Genomic DNA, 19,356 nt, shown 5'->3' with positions numbered 1-19,356 from the left:
TTTAAAGAACTCATTTATGAGGGAGAGAAAAAGGAGAGAGAAAAAGATGAGAAAAATCAAACAGTGGACAGCAATGGGGTTAGCGACTGTTATGGCAATGTCTCTATCTGCATGCGGGTCTGGCAAAACTGCTGAAACAACCACTGCTGCACCTGCAGAAACTACTACAGCAGCTGAAACAACAACTGCTGGAGCTACAACTTCTACAGAACCAGTAGAACTGAAATTTTCATGGTGGGGCGGCGACACAAGACATGCAGCAACCGAGGAAGCAATCAAAGCTTTCATGGCAAAATATCCGAACATCACTGTAACTCCTGAATACGGTGCATGGAACGGCTGGGAAGAGAAACAGTCTTTAAACATCTTAGGCGGCAATGCTGCTGATGTTATGCAGATCAACTGGAACTGGATCGAATCCTACAGCCAGGGCGGAAAGTCTTTCGCAAACCTGGAGGATTACTCCGATGTTCTTGATTTAAAACAGTTCACACCAGAAAGCCTTGATCTTTGCAAGGTAGATAATAAATTAATGGCAGTTCCGATTTCTTTAACAGGCCGTCTGTTCTACTGGAACAAGTCAGCATTTGATGAGGTTGGTGTTGCACTTCCTACTGATCTTGATTCCTTATACAAAGCTGGTGAAGCATTCAAGGCAAAAGATGCTGATATGTATCCGCTGGCACTTGGCGAATATGACCGTATGATCCTTATGGTTTACTATCTGGAATCCAAGTATGGCAAAAACTGGGTAGAAGACGGTACCGTTAACTACACAGAAGAAGAAGTAAAAGATGGTATGGACTTTATCACAGGACTGGAAGAGAAACATGTAATTCCGACTCTTGCTACCATCAGCGGAGATATGGCTGACTCTCTTGACAAGAATGCAAAATGGATTGATGGAAAGTATGCTGGTATCTTTGAGTGGGATTCCTCAGCTTCCAAGTTCAAAAAAGCACTGGAAGGCAGCGTAAACAAACCTGGTCAGGAATTCGTAGTTGGTGAGTTCATTAAGATGGGCGACAACAACGGCGGATTTACAAAGATCTCCATGGCATTTGCAGTTGCTGGAAACTCCAAGCATCCGAAGGAAGCAGCTATGCTGATCAACTTCCTGTTAAATGATCCGGAAGGCGTTAAGATCGGTTCTACAGAAAGAGGTATTCCTTGTTCTGCAGCTGGCTTAAAGATCCTTCAGGATAACAAGCTTGGCGATCCTCTTACCATTGAAGCAAATACAAAAGTTATGAATTACAGCAAGTTCACTCTGGATGCCAAGTTTGAGCACAATGACTTAAAGGCTAACCCAGACGGCGTTTACTACAAAGTATTCGGCAAATTAAGCTCCAAAGAGCTGGATTCTGCTGCAGCTGCAAAAGATCTGATCAAGGGTGTTACTGATACACTTGAGAACTAATTGTCTTTAAAAAGATAAGATATTCATATTTCATACGAGCCGCCATAGATTTATGGCGGCTCCCATAAAGAAAAGGGCAGACAAAACGTCATGGAATGCAGAAATGAGACATTAAAACCATATCAGCTCATAGGAGCAGTACAAATGTTTGAAGCAACGAAAGAAGATGCATTCAAAGAATTTGTTATAGATCAGTTAAGCTGTATGGAAGCCCCGGAAGGGACGGCAGGAAGTCTGCCGGCACAGGATTATTCCGCTTATTTTTTCGCTTTGGAACAAACCGGTAATGAGAGTTACAGACAAAAGATAGAAGATGTCATGAAAACCCCGGAGTGGACTTTGGAGCTTATGCCGTTTATAACAGCGTATGACACAAGTTATAAAAGAAAAGAGCATTACAATGAGATTGTGGCCATGTTTCGGGATAAACAGCAGTTTACGGGATATGATCTGGTGTCACTGATCGATACGATTGCTCAGATGTCGGAAGAGATCTATGAATATTATAGGGAATTAAGGGATTTGTTTAAGGTTATAATCAAGGAGAAGATGAAAGACCTCCCCAATTCTTCTGAAATTATGGAAATTGGTTATTCCATTCTGAAAGCATGCAACATTGGCGTGCTTCAAAAAGAAAAATACGGTAATTTCGGGGAACTTGTATGGAGAAATATTGCGGGGATTGATAATAATACATGTACAGGTTTAAAGGATATGATCTGTGCGCAGCATATAATTTTTAACAAACAGGAGGTATAAGCAGTATGAAGTCAAAGGGTATACGTAAGTTCCTGGCTGATAATGCGGGATTCTTCTTTGTCCTGCCGTGGCTGATTGGATTTATACTTTTTAAAGTTTATCCATTCGCGTCTTCATTGTACTATAGCTTTACAAATTACGATCTGTTTAATGGCGTAACGAAAACAGGTATGATGAACTATAATAAGATTTTTACAGATTCTGATATTACAAGAGCATTTATGGTAACATTTAAATATGCGATTTTTGACGTTCCTTTAAAGCTGACCTTCGCATTATTTATTGCTTATATTCTGAACTTTAAATTAAAGGGAGTTAATTTTTTCAGAACGGCTTATTATATTCCCTCTATTCTTGGTGGTTCCATCGCCATTGCCATCTTGTGGAGAGCTGTATTTAATACAGATGGTCTGATCAATGCGGTAGTCGTTGCATTTGGCGGAGAAAAAATCAACTGGATGGCATCTGCCAACGGTGCTTTATTCGTTATCATCATGTTACGAGTATGGCAGTTTGGTTCAGCCATGGTAATTTTCCTTGCAGCATTAAAAGGTGTGTCGGAAGATTTATACGAGGCTGCATCCATTGACGGAGCAGGAAAATGGACCCAGTTCTTTAAAATTACAGTTCCATTAATCACACCGGTTATTTTCTACAACCTGATCACTCAGTTATGTCAGGCATTCCAGGAATTCAACGGACCATTCCTTGTAACAAAGGGTGGACCAAACGGTGCAACCACACTGATTTCCATTCTTATTTACAACAATGCGTTCCTTCGTCATAAGATGGGTATCGCAAGTGCCCAGGCATGGATTCTGTTCCTGATTGTCATGACATTTACGGCAGTTGCATTTGTTAGCCAGAAGAAATGGGTATATTACTCAGATGAAGACGGGAGGTAGATGACATGACGAAAGAAACGAAAAGAAAATTAAGTACAGTGATCCGTTATACTCTTCTCGTAATAATTGGATTCATTATGGTTTATCCCCTGATCTGGATGGTAGGTGCGACCTTTAAAACCAACTCAGAGATTTTTACCAGCGCATGGTTCTGGCCTAAGAACCCGGTTACGGACGGTTATGCTAATGCATTCGTGGATTACGGCGGTAAAATTAACCTGATTAAATCACTTTTAAACACTTATAAAATCGTAGTGCCAAAGGTAATTTTCACTGTAATATCAGCTACCATTACTGCTTACGGTTTCGGACGGTTTGAATTCAAAGGAAAAGCAATCCTCTTTTCTCTTATGATTTCCACCCTGTTCCTTCCTCAGGTAGTTTTAAATGCACCTCAGTACATTATGTTTAATAAGTGGGGCTGGACAAATTCCTATCTTCCTCTTGTGATCCCTTCTTTATTTGCAGGTGACACATACTTCTTATTCATGCTGGTTCAGTTTTTAAGAGGTGTGCCGAGAGAGCTGGAAGAGGCAGCTAAGATTGACGGCTGTAATTCAATTAAAACATTATGGTATGTTATCGTTCCCATGTTAAAGCCATCACTGGTATCTGTTGCTTTGTTCCAGTTTATGTGGACTTCCAATGACTTTATGGGACCCCTGATCTACGTTTCCGACATGCCGAAATATACAAACTCCATTTACTTACGTATGTCAATGGACGGTGATGTAGGATTTCAGTGGAACAGAATTCTGGCGATGTCACTCATCTCCATTATTCCTTCTCTGATTGTATTCTTCTGTGCGCAGGATTCCTTCATTGATGGTATTGCTGCAGGCGGAGTAAAAGGTTAAAGATCATAAAGAGGGCGTGGTATGTAATTGCTGCGCTCTTTTTCAATAGAAAAAACAATAACACAGGAAAACTTACAGGTGAGGTTTAACAGTATGGAATTAAGAGTTGTATTTCAGACAGCGCGTTCTGTAACCATAGAGACAATCACAGAAACAATTTATGAATTTGATACTCCGGGCCAGATTCTGGTAAACGGAGAAAACCGGGGAGAGACAAAGCAGGTTGTGTTTACATTGTTTGACTTAAAGCCGGATATGGACTATAATATTTCTCTGGAAAGAAATGGAGAAAAGGCAGAGGTAAATTTTCATACGGATTATGAATTTGTTACCATCAATGTCAGGGAAGTTGGCGCTCTTGGAGATGGAATCCAAAATGACACTCCTTTCATTCAGGCTGCGATTATGGCATGTCCCAAAGACGGAAGAGTGCTGATTCCCGCAGGAAAATATAAAGTTACCAGCCTGTTTTTAAAGAGTCATATTAAGATGGAACTCTCAGAGGGAGCGGAGCTCCTTGCAGAGACTGACCGGTATCAGTATCCAAAGTTCCCCGGAATGATCGAGAGTTACGATGAAAAAGATGATTATAATCTGGGAACCTGGGAGGGCAACCCCCTTCCCATGTTTGCAGGCATTATCACCGGTATTGATGTGGAAGATGTTGTAATCTATGGCAGAGGAACCATAAGCGGTCAGGCTTCCTTTGACAACTGGTGGGACAATGTAAGAGTGATGAAGGGAGCATTCCGCCCCCGTATGGTATTTTTGGAACGATGCAGGAAGATTACTCTTCAGGGCTTCTCTTTAAAAAACAGTCCGACCTGGGTACTTCATCCTTATTTCAGCGAAGACTTAAAGTTTTTAAATTTAAGCATCAGCAATCCGGCAGATTCCCCCAATACAGACGGACTGGATCCGGAATCCTGTAAGGACGTGGAGATACTGGGACTTCATTTTTCCCTGGGTGATGACTGCATTGCCATCAAGTCAGGCAAGATTTATATGGGACGCAGATATAAGAAGCCATCTGAGAACATCACCATTCGCCAGTGTCTGATGGAAAACGGTCACGGAGCCGTTACCATAGGAAGTGAAGTAGGTGCAGGCGTGAAAAATATCCTGGTAGAACGCTGTCTGTTCCGCCATACAGACAGAGGCCTGCGGATCAAGACCAGAAGAGGAAGAGGAAAGGACTCCGTTCTTACGGATATTACCTTTGACCACATTGATATGGATCATGTCATGACTCCGTTTGTAGTCAATGGCTTCTACTTCTGTGATCCTGATGGAAAATCAGAATACGTTCAGTGCAGAGAACCACTTCCGGTTGATGACAGAACGCCTGAGATCGGCAGATTCAGCTTTACCAATATAAACGCGGCTAATTGTCATGTGGCAGCATCCTTTCTCTATGGTCTTCCAGAAAAGAAGATTAAACGCATTGAATTTAAGAACGTTGACATTTCCTTTGCAAAAGAGGCGAAGTCAGGAGCTCCCGCTATGTTAAGCGGAGTGGGAGAATGCACCAAAAAAGGTTTTTGTATCAGCAATGTGGACACCCTGATCTGTGAAAATGTTCATATTTCCGGACAGGAAGGGGAAGCATTTGAATTAAGCAATATCAATCATTACGAAACGATCTAAAGGAGAAGAGTACAATGCAGATTGGAATTCGATTACACGATGTGGCACCAGGTACCATAGAGGAACGTTTAAAAATAGCCAGCGAACAGGGATTTTCCTGTGTACACCTGGCTTTGACAAAGACAATCAATGATCATTCGGTGGAGAATTCTGCCTTAACACCGGGATTTGCTTCCTATCTTCGGAACAAATTCGGGGAGTATCATATGGATATTGCTGTTTTAGGCTGCTATTTAAACCTGGCTCATCCCGATCCGGAAGAGATTAAGAAGATTCAGGAACGTTATTTTGCCCATCTTCGTTTTGCTTCCATCTTAGGCTGCAGCGTAGTGGGAACCGAGACAGGAAACCCTAATGCAGAATACCGTTTTGAGCCAGCATCCCATACAGAAGAAGCTCTTCAGACATTTATTACCAACCTTCGTCCGGTTGTGGAATGTGCAGAAAAATTCGGTGTAATCATGGCAATCGAACCGGTATGGAGCCATATCGTATACAATTCCAAGCAGGCTCTTAAAGTGTTAAAAGCGATCAATTCCCCGAATTTAAGAATCATTCTTGATCCGGTTAATTTACTGTCTGTAGAAAACAGCAGTGAATATGACAAGGTGATTACAGAAGCCATCGAGGATCTGGGAGAGTATACCGACGTTCTTCATATGAAGGATTTCGTCATTGAAGGCGATAAAGTGGTTTCCGGAGCACCTGGAACCGGAGTGATGAAATATGATACAGTTCTGAATTTTGCAAAGAAGGACAAACCATACATTCAGATGACAATCGAGGACAGTACCCCGGATAATGCAGAGTGGTCAAGAAAGTTTCTTGAAAATTACAGCTGTAATTAAGCAGTAGTTCCTGATAAAAAAAGAGCTTTGACTGGTTTTACACCAATCAAAGCTCTTTTTTCATACCCTGATTATAAACATTCCTTCATAACTGCGTAAGCGCCTTTTTCTTCGATATCTTTTAAATATCCGCTGACAGCAGCTTCAAAGCCTTCAATGGCAGTTAAATCCTCGCCCCAGAACTCTGTATTTGTGCAGACAGAGTGGGTAAGTGCAGCTGCATCCTCGTCTTTGTGGTCATAGAAGAACTGGAGAATCTGCTTATCATCTTTTACTGTATACGTATCACCGGCAGGACGTACCGCAGTCAGTCCGTCTTCTGTCAGTGTAGTTCCATGGTAGAATGCAATATAGAATGCAAAGGAAGCAGTGATGCAGCTTGGAAGCGCATGATTCTTCTCTACATATCCCTTTAAAGAGGGCATAACGCGGGCTTTCCATTTGGAAGTGGAGTTTAAGGAAATAGCCAACAGCGCATGGTCAATAAATGGGTTTTTAAAACGCTCTGTTACAGAAGCTGCAAAGCTCTTCAATTCTTCCTCCGGAAGAGTTAAGGTAGGAATGATCTCATCGTAAATGGTCTTGTTCATGAAACCGCAGATCACTTCGTCATCCATACAGTTGCGCACGATATCCTGACCAGCCAGGTAAGCGCCTAAAACAAAAGAGGTATGAGCACCGTTTAAGATACGAACCTTTCTCTGCTTGTATGGCTTATGATCTCCGCAGATAACTACAGGAAGACCTGCCTCTTCAAATGGAAGTTCTTTCTTTAAGCTGTCAGGTCCTTCGATTACCCAGAAGCCAAATACTTCACCAGTATCAATGATGTTGTCAATATAGCCTAATTCTTCACAGATCTCAGCTGCCTCGTTTCTTGGATAACCGGTTACGATACGGTCAACCAGTGTGGAGCAGAAGATATTCTCTGCTTTAATCCAGTTTAAGAATTCATCACCTAAATTCCACTGTTTTGCATAGCTTAAAACGCATTTTTCCAGCTCTTTTCCGTTGTTATCGATCAGCTCGCAGGAAAGAATTACAAATCCTTTTCCAGCTTCCTTGCCGAACTTCTCAAAACGTCTGTATAAGAACTGTGTCAGCTTTCCAGGATAGCTGTCAGCCGGTACATCGGTAAACTGGCAGGAAGGGTCATAAGTAATTCCAGCCTCAGTCGTATTGCAGGCTATAAACCGGAGATCTGGGTTTTCTGCACAGGCAAGAACGGTTTCGTACTCGCTGTAAGGATTTAAACATCTGCTTACGCAGGAAATGACACGCTTGTCATTTACTTTCTGTCCATTTTCAAAGCCGCGGAGGAAGAGAGTATAAAGACCTTCCTGCTCGTTGATCATATCAGCCAGACCAGGAGCGATTGGCTGACATAAAACAACCTTTGAATTAAATCCGGTCTTCTCATTGAGAACATCGACAAAATAATCAACAAAAGCTCTTAAGAAATTTCCTTCGCCGAATTGCAGTACACGTTCTGGTGCATCTTTTAATAAATATCCATCATAACCCAGCTTTTCCAGTGTTTGGTAGCTTAACTTTTCCATTCCGTTTGTCTCCTTATAGGTAGTCAAAAATATTTTATAATGTTACGCCCTGCTTGAAGATGGCCATATCGTGGAAACCTGCTTCTTCTGATTTCACCATCTTGCCGGAGGCAACTTCAATTACAAAGTCAAAAAACTGATTTTTAAGAGTCTCCATATCGGTTCCTTCCACAAGCACTCCGCAGTTGAAATCAATCCAGTTATTCTTCTTCTGGCTGAGAGCAGAGTTGGTAGAAATCTTCATGGTTGGTACGGGGCATGCAAATGGAGTACCACGTCCGGTTGTAAATAAAACGATATGGGCGCCTGATGCAGCAAGGGCTGTGGATGCCACCAGATCGTTGCCTGGTGCGCTTAAAAGGTTCAGTCCTTTATTGCGTACCGGCTCTCCGTATTTTAATACATCAACCACAGGCATTCTGCCGGATTTCTGGACACAACCAAGGGACTTGTCCTCAAGTGTGGAAATACCGCCTTTTTTATTGCCTGGAGAAGGATTCTCATAAATGGTCTGATTGTGGCTTGTAAAATAATTCTTAAAGTCATTTATTAAATCAACAGTTTTTTCAAAGGTTTCTTCGTTCTGGCAGCGGTTCATAAGAAGAGTTTCTGCACCAAACATCTCAGGAACTTCTGTAAGGATCGTAGTTCCTCCCTTTGAAACCAGCATATCTGAAAATTCTCCAACAGTAGGATTGGCTGTAATTCCCGATAATCCGTCGGAACCGCCGCACTTCATTCCGATTACCAGCTCGCTGCAGCTGATAGGCTCTCTGTGAAAAGTTCCTGCATACTCTGCCAGCTGATCAATGAGTTCAAGAGAATCGGAGATCTCGTCTTCTGACTCCTGAGCTACCAGGAATTTGACTCTGCGCTCATCATATTCTCCAATATAGCGTTTTAATTCGGTAATGTTACTGTTCTCACAGCCAAGTCCAAGTACCAGTACGCCGCCAGCGTTTGGATGATTGATTAAATCTGCCAGAATCGTTCTGGTAAATTCCTGATCATCGCCCATCTGGGAACAGCCGTATGGGTGAGGGAAAGCAGCAACCGCATCGATGCTTCCTTTTACATGTTTTAAAGAGGCACGTTCAATCGCTGTCGCAATTTTATTCACGCAGCCTACGGTAGGAATAATCCAGATTTCGTTACGCACGCCCACACGTCCGTCGGGTCTGCGGTAACCGTTAAAAAAGCGTTCTTCTGTTGGAGTAACTTCGATCTCCTGTTTGTTGTACGTGTAAGTCAGTAAATCCCCTAATCCTGTTTTTAAATTGTGTGTGTGAATCCAGGCCCCAGTCCCAATATTCTCCTTTGCTATGCCGATGGCACAGCCGTATTTGATGACGGATGAGCCGGCAGGTATATCTGTCAGGGCAAATTTATGACCCTGTGGGATGTCTTCCAGAAGAATAACCGCTGTGCCGTCTGACTCGATAGCACTGCCGGAAGCAAGCGGCTTTAATGCGACTGCCACGTTGTCTTCGGAATTAATTTTGATAAAGTCCTGCATAAGCTTCCTTTCCTTTCTTAGTACCAGTTTCGATATTCAGATGCAATGTAAGTACTTACATAAAACATACACCATTTTTTTCTCTTAGTCAATAGGCAAACATAAAAGAAACATATTTCTTTTAATTATGGGAACAATATAGAAAAAACATACACGGTTTTTCATGATTACCTGGTAATAACAGTTGCGTAATACAAAATTATTATGTATAATGAATCGAGATAAGTGTAAGCGCTTACGCTCCCTGCTGATATGGCTTAACAGAGCGACGAATAACGCTGGCACAGTAAAAGGGGAAACGTCTGTCTGAATCCCATTCAGGCGGTGAACAATAAAGACGTTTAGAGGGACACCAGGATGAACATATATGATATCGCAGAACTTGCAGGAGTTTCCATTGCTACCGTTTCCAGGGTGGTAAACGACAGCCCCCGTGTAAGTGAAAAAACAAAACAAAAAGTCAGGGCAATCATGGAGGAGAATGGCTACACACCCAATGTATTTGCCAGGGGGTTAGGTCTTGACTCCATGAAGACCATCGGCATCCTATGTCCGGATGTATCCGATGCCTATATGGCAACAGCAGTTGCCCATTTAGAAAGCCGTATGCATGAACACGGTTACGACTGTATCCTGTGCTGCAGCGGCTTTGAACAGTCTATTAAGGAGAAGTACGTAAGTCTTCTCTTAGCCAAACGCATTGACGCATTAATTATGGTGGGTTCCACCTATGCAGGTGCTGAGGGGGAAGAAAGCCGTGTACAGTATGTGCTTGATGCAGCCAGACAGATTCCGGTCTTCTTAATTAATGGATATTTAGATGGTGAGAATATTTACTGCGCCTATGGAGATGATTATCAGATCACCTATGATGTGACCAGTCAGATGATCGAATCAGGCCGCCGCAGAATTCTCTTTCTGTGCGATTCTCATTCCTACAGTGCCGTAAGGAAGCTTGCCGGCTATGAGTCAGCCTTAAAAAGCCATGGTCTGCCGGTGCTGGGAGACTTAAAGCTGTACGTAAAAAACCGGATCCACACCGTACGAGATATTCTGCTGGAACGACGGGATCTGCGGTTTGACAGTGTGATTGGTACAGACGACGGTCTTGCAGTCGGAGCTATTAAGTATGCAAATGCCAAGCTGTTAAAGATACCAGAGGATATCTGTATTACAGGCTTTAATAATTCCGCGCTTTCAATCTGCAGTGATCCGGAGCTGTCCAGCGTGGATAACCGGGTAGAGGAACTGTGTAATATAACCATCAGTAACATGATGAAGATTCTTCAGGAGAAAGATCCTGACATCAGCCGCAACTGCAAGGTACCCTGCAGACTGGTAAAGCGCTGTACAACGGATTTTTAGGCTATTGTTTTTTCTATTTTTGTATGGTACAATTATAAACCGGTAAACATAACGACACCAGAAAGCATGCTTTGTATCCGAAGGGGGACAAAACATGCTTGAATGCGTGGTCGGGCAGAAAGAACGGTGACAGATATGGAGCAGGCTGAAGATAAAGTGGTGCTGTGCGGCGCCAATTCTTATGAACAGAAATATTATTTTAATGAACAGTTTAAAAGTCTTCCGGAAAGCATCCGGCAGGAGCTTCAGATCATGTGTGTGCTCTATACCGAAGATATTGGCGGAGTTCTGGTTCTGGAGTTTAACGAAGATGGAACGTTGGAATTTAAAGTAACCGCACCGGAAGAGGACTATTTGTTCGATGAAATCGGAAGTGTATTAAAGATTAAGCAGTACCAGCGGGAAAAACGGGAGCTTTTGAGGTCCCTTGAGATGTACTACCGTGTTTTTTATCTGGGAGAAGAATTAGAAGACGGAGAAAAAGACAGTTGAAACTTAGAATAGGAAATGTAACGTTTGACAATAATCTGATACTGGCGCCGATGGCAGGGGTTACGGACCTGCCATTTCGTTTTCTTTGCAGGGAGCAGGGCTGCGGACTGTCGGTCACAGAGATGGTCAGTGCCAAAGCCATTTTATATAAGAATAAGAACACCAATGAGCTGTTAAGTGTATCCGATCAGGAAGGACCGGTGAGTGTCCAGCTCTTTGGTTCCGACCCGGACATCATGGCAAATATGGCAGCTGCCATAGAATCACGGCCATTTGCCTTAATCGATGTGAACATGGGCTGCCCGGTACCAAAGATTGTAAATAACGGCGAAGGCTCCGCACTGATGAAAGATATAAAGCTGGCGGAGAAGATCCTGACTGCCATGGTAAAGGCAGTGAAAAAGCCGGTCACTGTAAAATTCAGAAAAGGCTTTACAGAGGAAGACTGCAATGCAGTGGAATTTGCCCGTATGGCAGAAAGCAGTGGCGTGGCAGCGATTGCAGTTCACGGCAGAACCAGAGAGCAGTACTATTCCGGAACTGCGGACTGGGATATCATCAGGCAGGTGAAGGAAGCTGTCTCCATTCCTGTCATTGGCAACGGCGATGTCTTTGAGCCGGAAGATGCCAAAGCCTTAATCGATCAGACCGGCTGTGACGGAGTCATGATCGCCCGGGGTGCAAAAGGAAATCCCTGGATCTTTTCCAGGACACTGCATTATTTAGAGACAGGAGAGCTGTTACAGCCACCGACTCCGGCTGAGATCAGCGAGATGATTCTGCGTCACGGAACCATGCAGGCAGAGCACAAAGGAGAGACAGTTGCCATGCGGGAGATGAGAAAGCATATGGCGTGGTATACCGGCGGACTTCCTCATTCGGCCAAATTGAGAAATGATATCAATCAGGTTGAAACAATGGAAGAATTAAGGCGTTTTGTACGAGAAAGAATTGGAGCATTGTAACCAGAAAAAGGGACGCGAATCTTGACAATTACAGATGTTTAAGCTATAATATCTGGAATGTGATTTAGCGAGTAAGTAACCAGGAGGAAGTAAAAAACCATGGTAGACAAGAAAAATATTTTAACCTATGAAGGTCTTAAGAGATACGAAGATGAGCTTCAGAACTTAAAAGTAGTCAAAAGAAAAGAAGTTGCCCAGAAAATAAAAGAAGCCAGAGAACAGGGTGATTTATCCGAGAATGCAGAGTATGATGCTGCCAAAGATGAGCAGAGAGACATCGAGCTGCGTATCGAAGAGCTGGAGAAGCTGCTTAAGAATGCAGAAGTAGTCGTAGAAGATGAAATAGACTTAGATAAGATTAATATTGGCTGTAAAGTAAAAGTCTACGATGTGGATGAAGACGAAGAGATGGAATTCAAGATTGTTGGTTCCACCGAAGCAAACAGCCTTCAGAACAAGATTTCCAATGAATCTCCGGTAGGTCAGGCGCTGATTGGTAAAAAAGTGGGAGACGTTGTTGACGTTGAGACTCAGTCAGGAGTCATTCAGTATAAAGTACTTGAGATTCAGAGAGTGTCTTAAGAGTACTTCCTTAACATAGTTCACAAAGGAGTGAAAACAAGTGGCAGAACAGCAGAATCAAAACCAGAATCAGGTTGTAGAAGAGGACTTAAACCATTTACTTAAGGTTCGCCGTGAAAAGCTGGCTGAGCTTCAGGAATCAGGAAAAGATCCGTTTAAAGTTACAAAGTACGATGTTACCGTACACAGCAGTGAGATCAAAGAAAATTATGAAGTCTGGGAAGGCAAAGAAGTCTCCATCGCAGGACGTCTGATGTCCAAGCGGGTTATGGGAAAGGCCTCTTTTTGTAATGTCCAGGATTTAAAGGGTAATATTCAGTCCTATGTAGCAAGAGACAGCATTGGTGAAGAATCCTATAAAGAATTCAAAAAACTTGATATCGGTGATATCGTTGGAATCAAGGGAACCGCATTTACCACTAAGACAGGAGAGGTTTCCATCCATGCGGAAAGCGTGGAACTGCTGACCAAGAGTCTGCAGATTCTGCCTGAGAAGTTCCATGGCCTTACTAATACCGATCTTCGTTACAGACAGAGATATGTTGATTTAATTATGAATCCGGAAGTACGCGATACTTTTGTAAAGCGTTCCCAGATTATAAAAGAGATCCGCAACCATTTAGATGCCCAGGGTTTTATGGAGGTTGAGACTCCTATGCTGGTGGCCAATGCAGGCGGAGCAGCAGCAAGACCTTTTGATACCCATTATAACGCCCTTGATGAGGACGTAAAGCTGCGTATTTCTCTGGAACTTTATTTAAAGAGACTGATCGTTGGCGGTTTAGAGCGGGTTTATGAAATTGGACGTGTTTTCCGTAACGAAGGCGTAGATACCAGACATAATCCTGAATTTACACTGATGGAGCTCTATCAGGCATACACCGATTACCACGGCATGATGGATCTGGTGGAGAATTTATTCCGTGAGGTTGCGTTAAAGGTGCTTGGCACAGCGGTTGTAACCTATGATGGAGTAGAGATTGATTTGTCTAAACCATTCGAGCGTATTTCCATGGTTGACGCTCTGAAGAAATATAAGGATATTGATTTTACTGCCATTCATACAGATGAAGAAGCGAAAGCTCTTGCAGATCAGCACCACGTAGCTTACGAAGCAAGACATAAAAAGGGCGATATCTTAAGCCTTCTGTTTGAAGAATTTGTAGAGGAGCATTTGATTCAGCCTACGTTTATTATTGATCATCCGGTTGAGATTTCACCTCTTACAAAGAAGAAACCAAGCGATCCGGAATATACAGAGCGTTTCGAGCTGTTTATAACCAGACGTGAGATGGCAAATGCTTATTCTGAGTTGAACGATCCACTGGATCAGATCGAGAGATTTAAGGCTCAGGAAGCACTTCTGGCAGCAGGTGATGATGAAGCGAACTCGATGGATGATGATTTCGTGAATGCGCTGATGATCGGTATGCCACCGACTGGTGGTATTGGAATTGGTATTGACCGGTTTGTAATGTTGCTTACGGATAGTTATGCGATCAGGGATGTTTTATTGTTCCCGACGATGAAGAGTTTGGATAAGTAGACCCGGTAAAATAAAGGGATCTAGAGTAATTAGGATAAAAATTACGACCGGTTTATAATCAAAGTTAATAAAGAGAATATGCTCATATATAAGACGGTTGAACTATTTACAGTTTGACCGTTTTTTTGGTATAATAAGAATAACATAATTGAGGAGTGGATTATATGACAAACGATAAATTGGCAAGTGCAAAAGATGCAAAAAAGGATGAGTTCTATACTCAATATGAAGATATACAGAATGAAATCAATGCATATTTAGAATATAATCCAGATACGTTCAAAGGGAAAACTGTATTGTTACCATGCGATGATCCAGAATGGAGTAATTTCACTAGATTTTTTGCACAAAATTTTGAAGTGCTAGGATTAAAGAAACTTATTTCTACAAGCTATGCATTGGATAGTAAGAAGAAAATATATGGCGACAGTGTTTACCAATATTCTCTTTTTGATTATAAAGATGAGAATTACGATGAAGTGAAAGAACAAGAAAAGGGAAAAATATTCACACTTGAAAAGGATATTGATAATTCTCATAATATAGATATAGATGATTTACAATGGTCGTATTTAGCAGGAGATGGAGATTTTTTAAGTGATGAAGTTAAAAAATTAAGAGATGAATCAGATATTATTGTTACAAACCCTCCTTTTTCCTTGTTTAAGATTTTTGTTCCATGGATCATGGAAGCAGGAAAAAAATTTATTATTGTAGGAAATCTTAATTCTGTAACTTATAAAGAAATATTTCCATTGCTTATGAAAAATCAAATGTGGTTAGGCAAAGGGTTTAAAGGTATGGCAGGGCATTTTATAAATAAAATGTATGAAGATTATGCAACAGCAGGAAATCATAAAGAGGGAACGATAAGGGTATCTGGTGTAATATGGTATACTAATTTGGAACATGGGAGAAGGCATCAACCGATTCCATTGATGACAATGAGTGATAATATTAAATTTAGTAAGCACAAAGAAATAAAAGGACATGAATATCCAAGATATGAAACGTTAGATGGAATAGAGGTTAAATTTACGGATGCAATTCCTAAAGATTTCAAAGGAATAATGGGAGTACCAAAGTCATTTATGGAACAGTATTGTCCAGAACAATTTGAAATAATAGGGTACGAAAGAGAAGATGAGAATGTTATATGTGGAATAAAAAAGATGCCAGAGAAATTTTTGGCTGATTATAGGGCACAAGGTGGAACAGGTCATTATACAAAAGGAATGAAAATGCTCTGTTTTTATAATAGTGAAGGAGAAGCCAAAGTCCCTTTTTCTAAGGTATTAATTCGTTATACAGAAGAATGGATTAAATTACATCCAGAGGACTTTGATAAAGGAGAAGAATTATGAAAACTGAATTAAGGGCAGGAGTAAATGGTATTACAATAGAAGAAATATGTAAAGGGTTTCTATACAATGAATATGAAGGTAAAGGAGTATTTGGATGGAGTGGAAAGTTGGTAATTCAGCCAGAATATCAGAGAAATTATTTATATTCTGAAGCCAAAATGGAGGCATCGGTTATTGAATCTGTTTTGAAAGGTTATCCTTTAGGACTTATATATTTTAATAAAGTTGGGGAAGATAAGTATGAAGTTTTAGATGGGCAACAAAGAATTACAAGTTTAGGAAGATATATTACTGGAAAGTTTGATTTAATAGATGAAAATGGGATGCCACATAGTTTTGCATCATTACCAGAAGATAAGAGGAAGATAATAAAAGAAGCAAAACTTACAATTTATATTTGTGAAGGAGAAGAAAGCGAAATAAAAGAATGGTTTAAAACTATAAATATTGCAGGAATACCACTTAATCATCAAGAGGTAGCGAATGCGGTATATTCTGGACCATTTGTGACAAAAGCTAAGGAAGAGTTTTCTAATTCACATAACGCAAATATACAAAAATGGAGTGCTTATATTAATGGAAAAGTTAGCAGACAACAATATCTTCGTACTGCGCTTGAATGGGTTGCAAAAAGTCAAAATGATGATGTTGTTGATGGATATATGAGCAATCATAGATTTGATACAAATATAGATGAATTAAAAACATATTTCACGAGTGTTATAGATTGGGCATCTGGGACATTTATTGACGTTGAATCTGAAATGAAAGGTCTCGAATGGGGAAGATTATTTGAATATTACAATAAAATACCATTTGATCCCGAAAAGATATCTGATGAGGTACATAAATTATATGCTGATGCAGCTGTAAAAAATCGTAAAGGAGTATTTGAATATATTCTAGGTGGAGAAAAAGATACTACATTACTTGAGATAAGAGTCTTTGAAGAATCCACAAAAAAAGTGGTTTATAGACAACAGACGGATGAAGCACAAAAAAATGATATATCAAATTGTCCTTTATGTGCATTGGGCAATGATAATAATAAGAAAAGAATTTGGAAATATAATGAAATGGATGCAGACCATGTAACAGCGTGGAGTAAAGGTGGTGCGACTGATATAGGTAATTGTCAGATGCTTTGCAGAACGCATAATCGAGCAAAAGGAAATAAATAATCAAGAGTTTTCTGGTAAGAAATGGCTTCTTTTTGGCGTGAATTAGTTAAATGATTCATTTCAGAAGGGAGCTTTTTCTATGGAAAATGCTAAAGAATGTTATAGCAAATTACTGCAAAATACAACATCGTCTAAAGCAGCTTGATTATCTACACTATGAGAATTAGAGCATTTGATTTTTTTATTGCAAAGCTAGAAATTAACTTGGAGGTGAAAATGTTGATGCTGACATTATGATTTTAGCGACAGATGTGGAAAATAAAGGCATACTTTTGAGGACAAGAAAAGGTATGACTTTACTATGTCTGATAAGTGGTTTTAAAAAATATATTGTGGATAAGGAGAAATCAAATGTTGCTTGAAAGTGATTTAGAAAAAGAAGTTAAAGTTACTGATGTGATTTATGTTTTGAGGATGTATATAGAAAAGATTATGTTCCTACAGAATATATATCTGATATAAAAGAAGCAAATGTTCTGATTATTCCGAATTACATTGTTGGGTGGAAAAGAAATGAAAGAAGAGAATATTGCATATTCAGGAAGATGGTCAAAAAACATAGAACTCAATAAATAAAATTTTAGTACATAAATCAACATTAGTTGAAAGATCGAAATTAATAAATAAATTTATAGGCATATTACCTAGAAATATCTGGTGTGCATATTTTCTTTATAATGTTGATGTGCTATTATATTTTTAAATAATAAAAAATTGAACGGGGGAATAAGGTATGGTTTTACTAATGAGTCTTTGTATTATTATTTTGATTGCAATTATTATCAATACTATTTTAACGATGCAAAAATCAACATCTGTAGATACTGAAAAAATCAGGAGAGAATTATTAAGTGAGTTTGCCAATCAGCAGACATTGTTTTTCGGATCTATGAAATCAGAAATATTAAACGAAATACGTTCTTCCAGAACAGAGATGGGAACAACTCTCCAGAACACAATGAAGAGTTTCACAGATTCTTTTACGTTGGTTCAAAACCAATCTACCGATAGGCAGGATATCAGACTAAGAGAACTGATTGATAGTATTTCAAAAAATCAGACTGCAATGAAGATGGATATTGTTGAAAAGCTATCATCATTTCAAGTCAGTCAGTCGGAAAGTATTTTAGCTCTTCAAAATAATGTAAAAGAGACAACTACGATGCTTTCAGATGCGCAGAATAGGCAATTTGAGATGCAGGATAAACGATTGAGTGAGATGTCTCAGATGTTAAAGGAGGCACAACAAAACTTAGAAAATTCTGTATCTGAGAGATTGAAAGTGGTAGATGAACAATTCAAAACGTTTACTGTTCAAAACAAAGAATCTATAGATGGTATCAGAAATACTGTTCAGGAACGATTGGAATCTTTGCGTACTGATAATAATCAGCAGCTAGAAAAAATGAGAGCAACAGTAGATGAAAAATTACAGAAAACCCTTGATGAGCGGATTACACAATCATTTAAAATGGTAAATGATAGACTTCAGGAGGTATATACCGGACTTGGTGAAATGAAAACGCTTGCTACTGGGGTTGGGGATCTAAAAAAAGTTTTATCCAATGTTAAGACAAGAGGAATTGTCGGCGAATATCAATTAGGAGCCATCATTGAGGAAATTTTGTCAAAAGAACAATATGACGTAAACGTCGTCACTAAGAAAGGATCAATGAATCGTGTTGAATACGCAATCAAACTACCAGGTGGAGAAGATGGTGAGTCTGTATATTTGCCGATTGATGCTAAATTCCCGGGTGATACATATAGCCAATTAGTTGATGCCTATGAATCGGGAGATAACGACGCTATTCTAATTGCACAAGCTGCCCTTGAAACAAGAATTAAAGGTTGTGCAAAGGATATTCATGACAAATACATAGATCCACCATATACTACTGACTTTGCAATTATGTTCCTGCCATTTGAAGGCTTGTATGCTGAGGTGGTACGAAAGGGGTTAATAGATACGTTACAGAGGCAATATCGTGTAAATATAGCGGGGCCGACAACCTTTGCAGCATTATTAAATAGTTTACAAATGGGATTTAAAACGCTTGCTATTCAGAAACGATCTAGTGAAGTCTGGAATGTATTGGGGGCTGTTAAAACAGAATTTTCTAGGTTTGAAACCGTTCTTGCCGCTGCGCAGAAGCGAATAGAGCAAACGGGAGAGGAACTGGATAAACTGATTGGTGTACGAACAAGAAAGATAAATAGTAAGCTTAGAGAAGTATCTGAACTTCCTTCAGGAGAATCGGAAGAACTTTTAGATAGTATTCCTGAATTGGAAGAATAAGTATTGCTTTGAGGCTGTCTTAACTGGATAGAGGTTTGGTAGGAATAAATA

The 19,356-nt window shown here is 40.3% G+C and carries 15 protein-coding genes and 1 pseudogene; 14 read left to right on the top strand and 2 right to left on the bottom strand.

Translation table 11 applies throughout. The features are described 5' to 3' along the window. The first annotated feature begins 46 nt into the window (after positions 1-46). The 6 genes from ABS301_RS07040 (at position 47) to ABS301_RS07015 (ending at position 6,436) form a co-directional block, all read left to right on the top strand. Positions 47-1,420 (top strand): ABC transporter substrate-binding protein, encoded by a 1,374-nt coding sequence (locus ABS301_RS07040; protein WP_349671542.1) that lies wholly within the window; start codon positions 47-49, stop codon positions 1,418-1,420. Positions 1,421-1,510: 90 nt separating this feature from the next. Further along, the gene (locus tag ABS301_RS07035) at positions 1,511-2,179 is read left to right on the top strand and encodes a hypothetical protein (protein WP_349671541.1); all 669 of its coding nucleotides are present in this window, start codon (positions 1,511-1,513) and stop codon (positions 2,177-2,179) included. A 5-nt stretch (positions 2,180-2,184) separates the two neighbouring features. Next, positions 2,185-3,084, top strand: coding sequence for a carbohydrate ABC transporter permease (locus ABS301_RS07030; protein WP_104436998.1), 900 nt, complete (start codon positions 2,185-2,187; stop codon positions 3,082-3,084). Positions 3,085-3,089: 5 nt separating this feature from the next. After that, positions 3,090-3,941 (top strand): carbohydrate ABC transporter permease, encoded by an 852-nt coding sequence (locus ABS301_RS07025; RefSeq protein WP_349671540.1) that lies wholly within the window; start codon positions 3,090-3,092, stop codon positions 3,939-3,941. 93 nt (positions 3,942-4,034) lie between these two features. Beyond that, positions 4,035-5,588 carry a glycoside hydrolase family 28 protein gene (locus ABS301_RS07020; RefSeq protein ID WP_349671539.1) on the top strand — a complete coding sequence of 518 codons (1,554 nt, stop codon included), beginning with the start codon at positions 4,035-4,037 and terminating at the stop codon, positions 5,586-5,588. A 14-nt stretch (positions 5,589-5,602) separates the two neighbouring features. Beyond that, positions 5,603-6,436: a sugar phosphate isomerase/epimerase family protein gene (locus ABS301_RS07015; protein WP_349671538.1), complete on the top strand. Its 834-nt coding sequence runs from the start codon at positions 5,603-5,605 to the stop codon at positions 6,434-6,436. A 71-nt stretch (positions 6,437-6,507) separates the two neighbouring features. Here the strand turns inward: ABS301_RS07015 and ABS301_RS07010 are convergent, their stop codons facing one another. Both ABS301_RS07010 and ABS301_RS07005 read right to left on the bottom strand, forming a co-directional pair. Then, positions 6,508-7,995 (bottom strand): tagaturonate reductase, encoded by a 1,488-nt coding sequence (locus tag ABS301_RS07010; protein WP_349671537.1) that lies wholly within the window; start codon positions 7,993-7,995, stop codon positions 6,508-6,510. Positions 7,996-8,029: 34 nt separating this feature from the next. Then, positions 8,030-9,511 (bottom strand): UxaA family hydrolase, encoded by a 1,482-nt coding sequence (locus tag ABS301_RS07005; RefSeq protein ID WP_349671536.1) that lies wholly within the window; start codon positions 9,509-9,511, stop codon positions 8,030-8,032. A gap of 357 nt (positions 9,512-9,868) precedes the next feature. On the opposite strand from ABS301_RS07005, the gene ABS301_RS07000 reads away from it, so the two are divergent. The 8 genes and pseudogenes from ABS301_RS07000 to ABS301_RS06965 all read left to right on the top strand — a co-directional run bounded on the left by ABS301_RS07000 (position 9,869) and on the right by ABS301_RS06965 (position 19,305). Then, complete coding sequence (locus ABS301_RS07000) at positions 9,869-10,876, top strand: LacI family DNA-binding transcriptional regulator (protein WP_349671535.1); 1,008 nt, start codon at positions 9,869-9,871, stop codon at positions 10,874-10,876. A 102-nt stretch (positions 10,877-10,978) separates the two neighbouring features. Further along, positions 10,979-11,368: a DUF6145 family protein gene (locus ABS301_RS06995; protein ID WP_349671534.1), complete on the top strand. Its 390-nt coding sequence runs from the start codon at positions 10,979-10,981 to the stop codon at positions 11,366-11,368. Beyond that, complete coding sequence (gene dusB, locus ABS301_RS06990; RefSeq protein WP_349668174.1) at positions 11,365-12,333, top strand: tRNA dihydrouridine synthase DusB; 969 nt, start codon at positions 11,365-11,367, stop codon at positions 12,331-12,333. The genes ABS301_RS06995 and dusB overlap by 4 nt, the downstream gene beginning before the upstream one ends. A 99-nt stretch (positions 12,334-12,432) precedes the next feature. Continuing rightward, positions 12,433-12,915, top strand: coding sequence for a transcription elongation factor GreA (gene greA / locus ABS301_RS06985; protein ID WP_104436990.1), 483 nt, complete (start codon positions 12,433-12,435; stop codon positions 12,913-12,915). Between the two features lie 40 nt (positions 12,916-12,955). Further along, positions 12,956-14,452 (top strand): annotated as a pseudogene (lysS, locus tag ABS301_RS06980) (lysine--tRNA ligase); the annotation flags it as partial. Positions 14,453-14,625: 173 nt separating this feature from the next. Further along, positions 14,626-15,825 carry an adenine-specific methyltransferase EcoRI family protein gene (locus tag ABS301_RS06975; protein ID WP_349671533.1) on the top strand — a complete coding sequence of 400 codons (1,200 nt, stop codon included), beginning with the start codon at positions 14,626-14,628 and terminating at the stop codon, positions 15,823-15,825. After that, positions 15,822-17,006: an HNH endonuclease family protein gene (locus tag ABS301_RS06970; RefSeq protein WP_349671532.1), complete on the top strand. Its 1,185-nt coding sequence runs from the start codon at positions 15,822-15,824 to the stop codon at positions 17,004-17,006. The genes ABS301_RS06975 and ABS301_RS06970 overlap by 4 nt, the downstream gene beginning before the upstream one ends. 733 nt (positions 17,007-17,739) lie before the next feature. Continuing rightward, positions 17,740-19,305: a DNA recombination protein RmuC gene (locus ABS301_RS06965; RefSeq protein WP_349671531.1), complete on the top strand. Its 1,566-nt coding sequence runs from the start codon at positions 17,740-17,742 to the stop codon at positions 19,303-19,305. Positions 19,306-19,356 lie beyond the last annotated feature (51 nt).

Source organism: Lacrimispora sp. (genome assembly GCF_031982545.1).
Classification (GTDB): Bacteria; Bacillota; Clostridia; order Lachnospirales; family Lachnospiraceae; genus Lacrimispora.
Note: the sequence above shows the minus strand (reverse complement) of the source record. Positions and strands in the feature narration are given on the sequence as shown.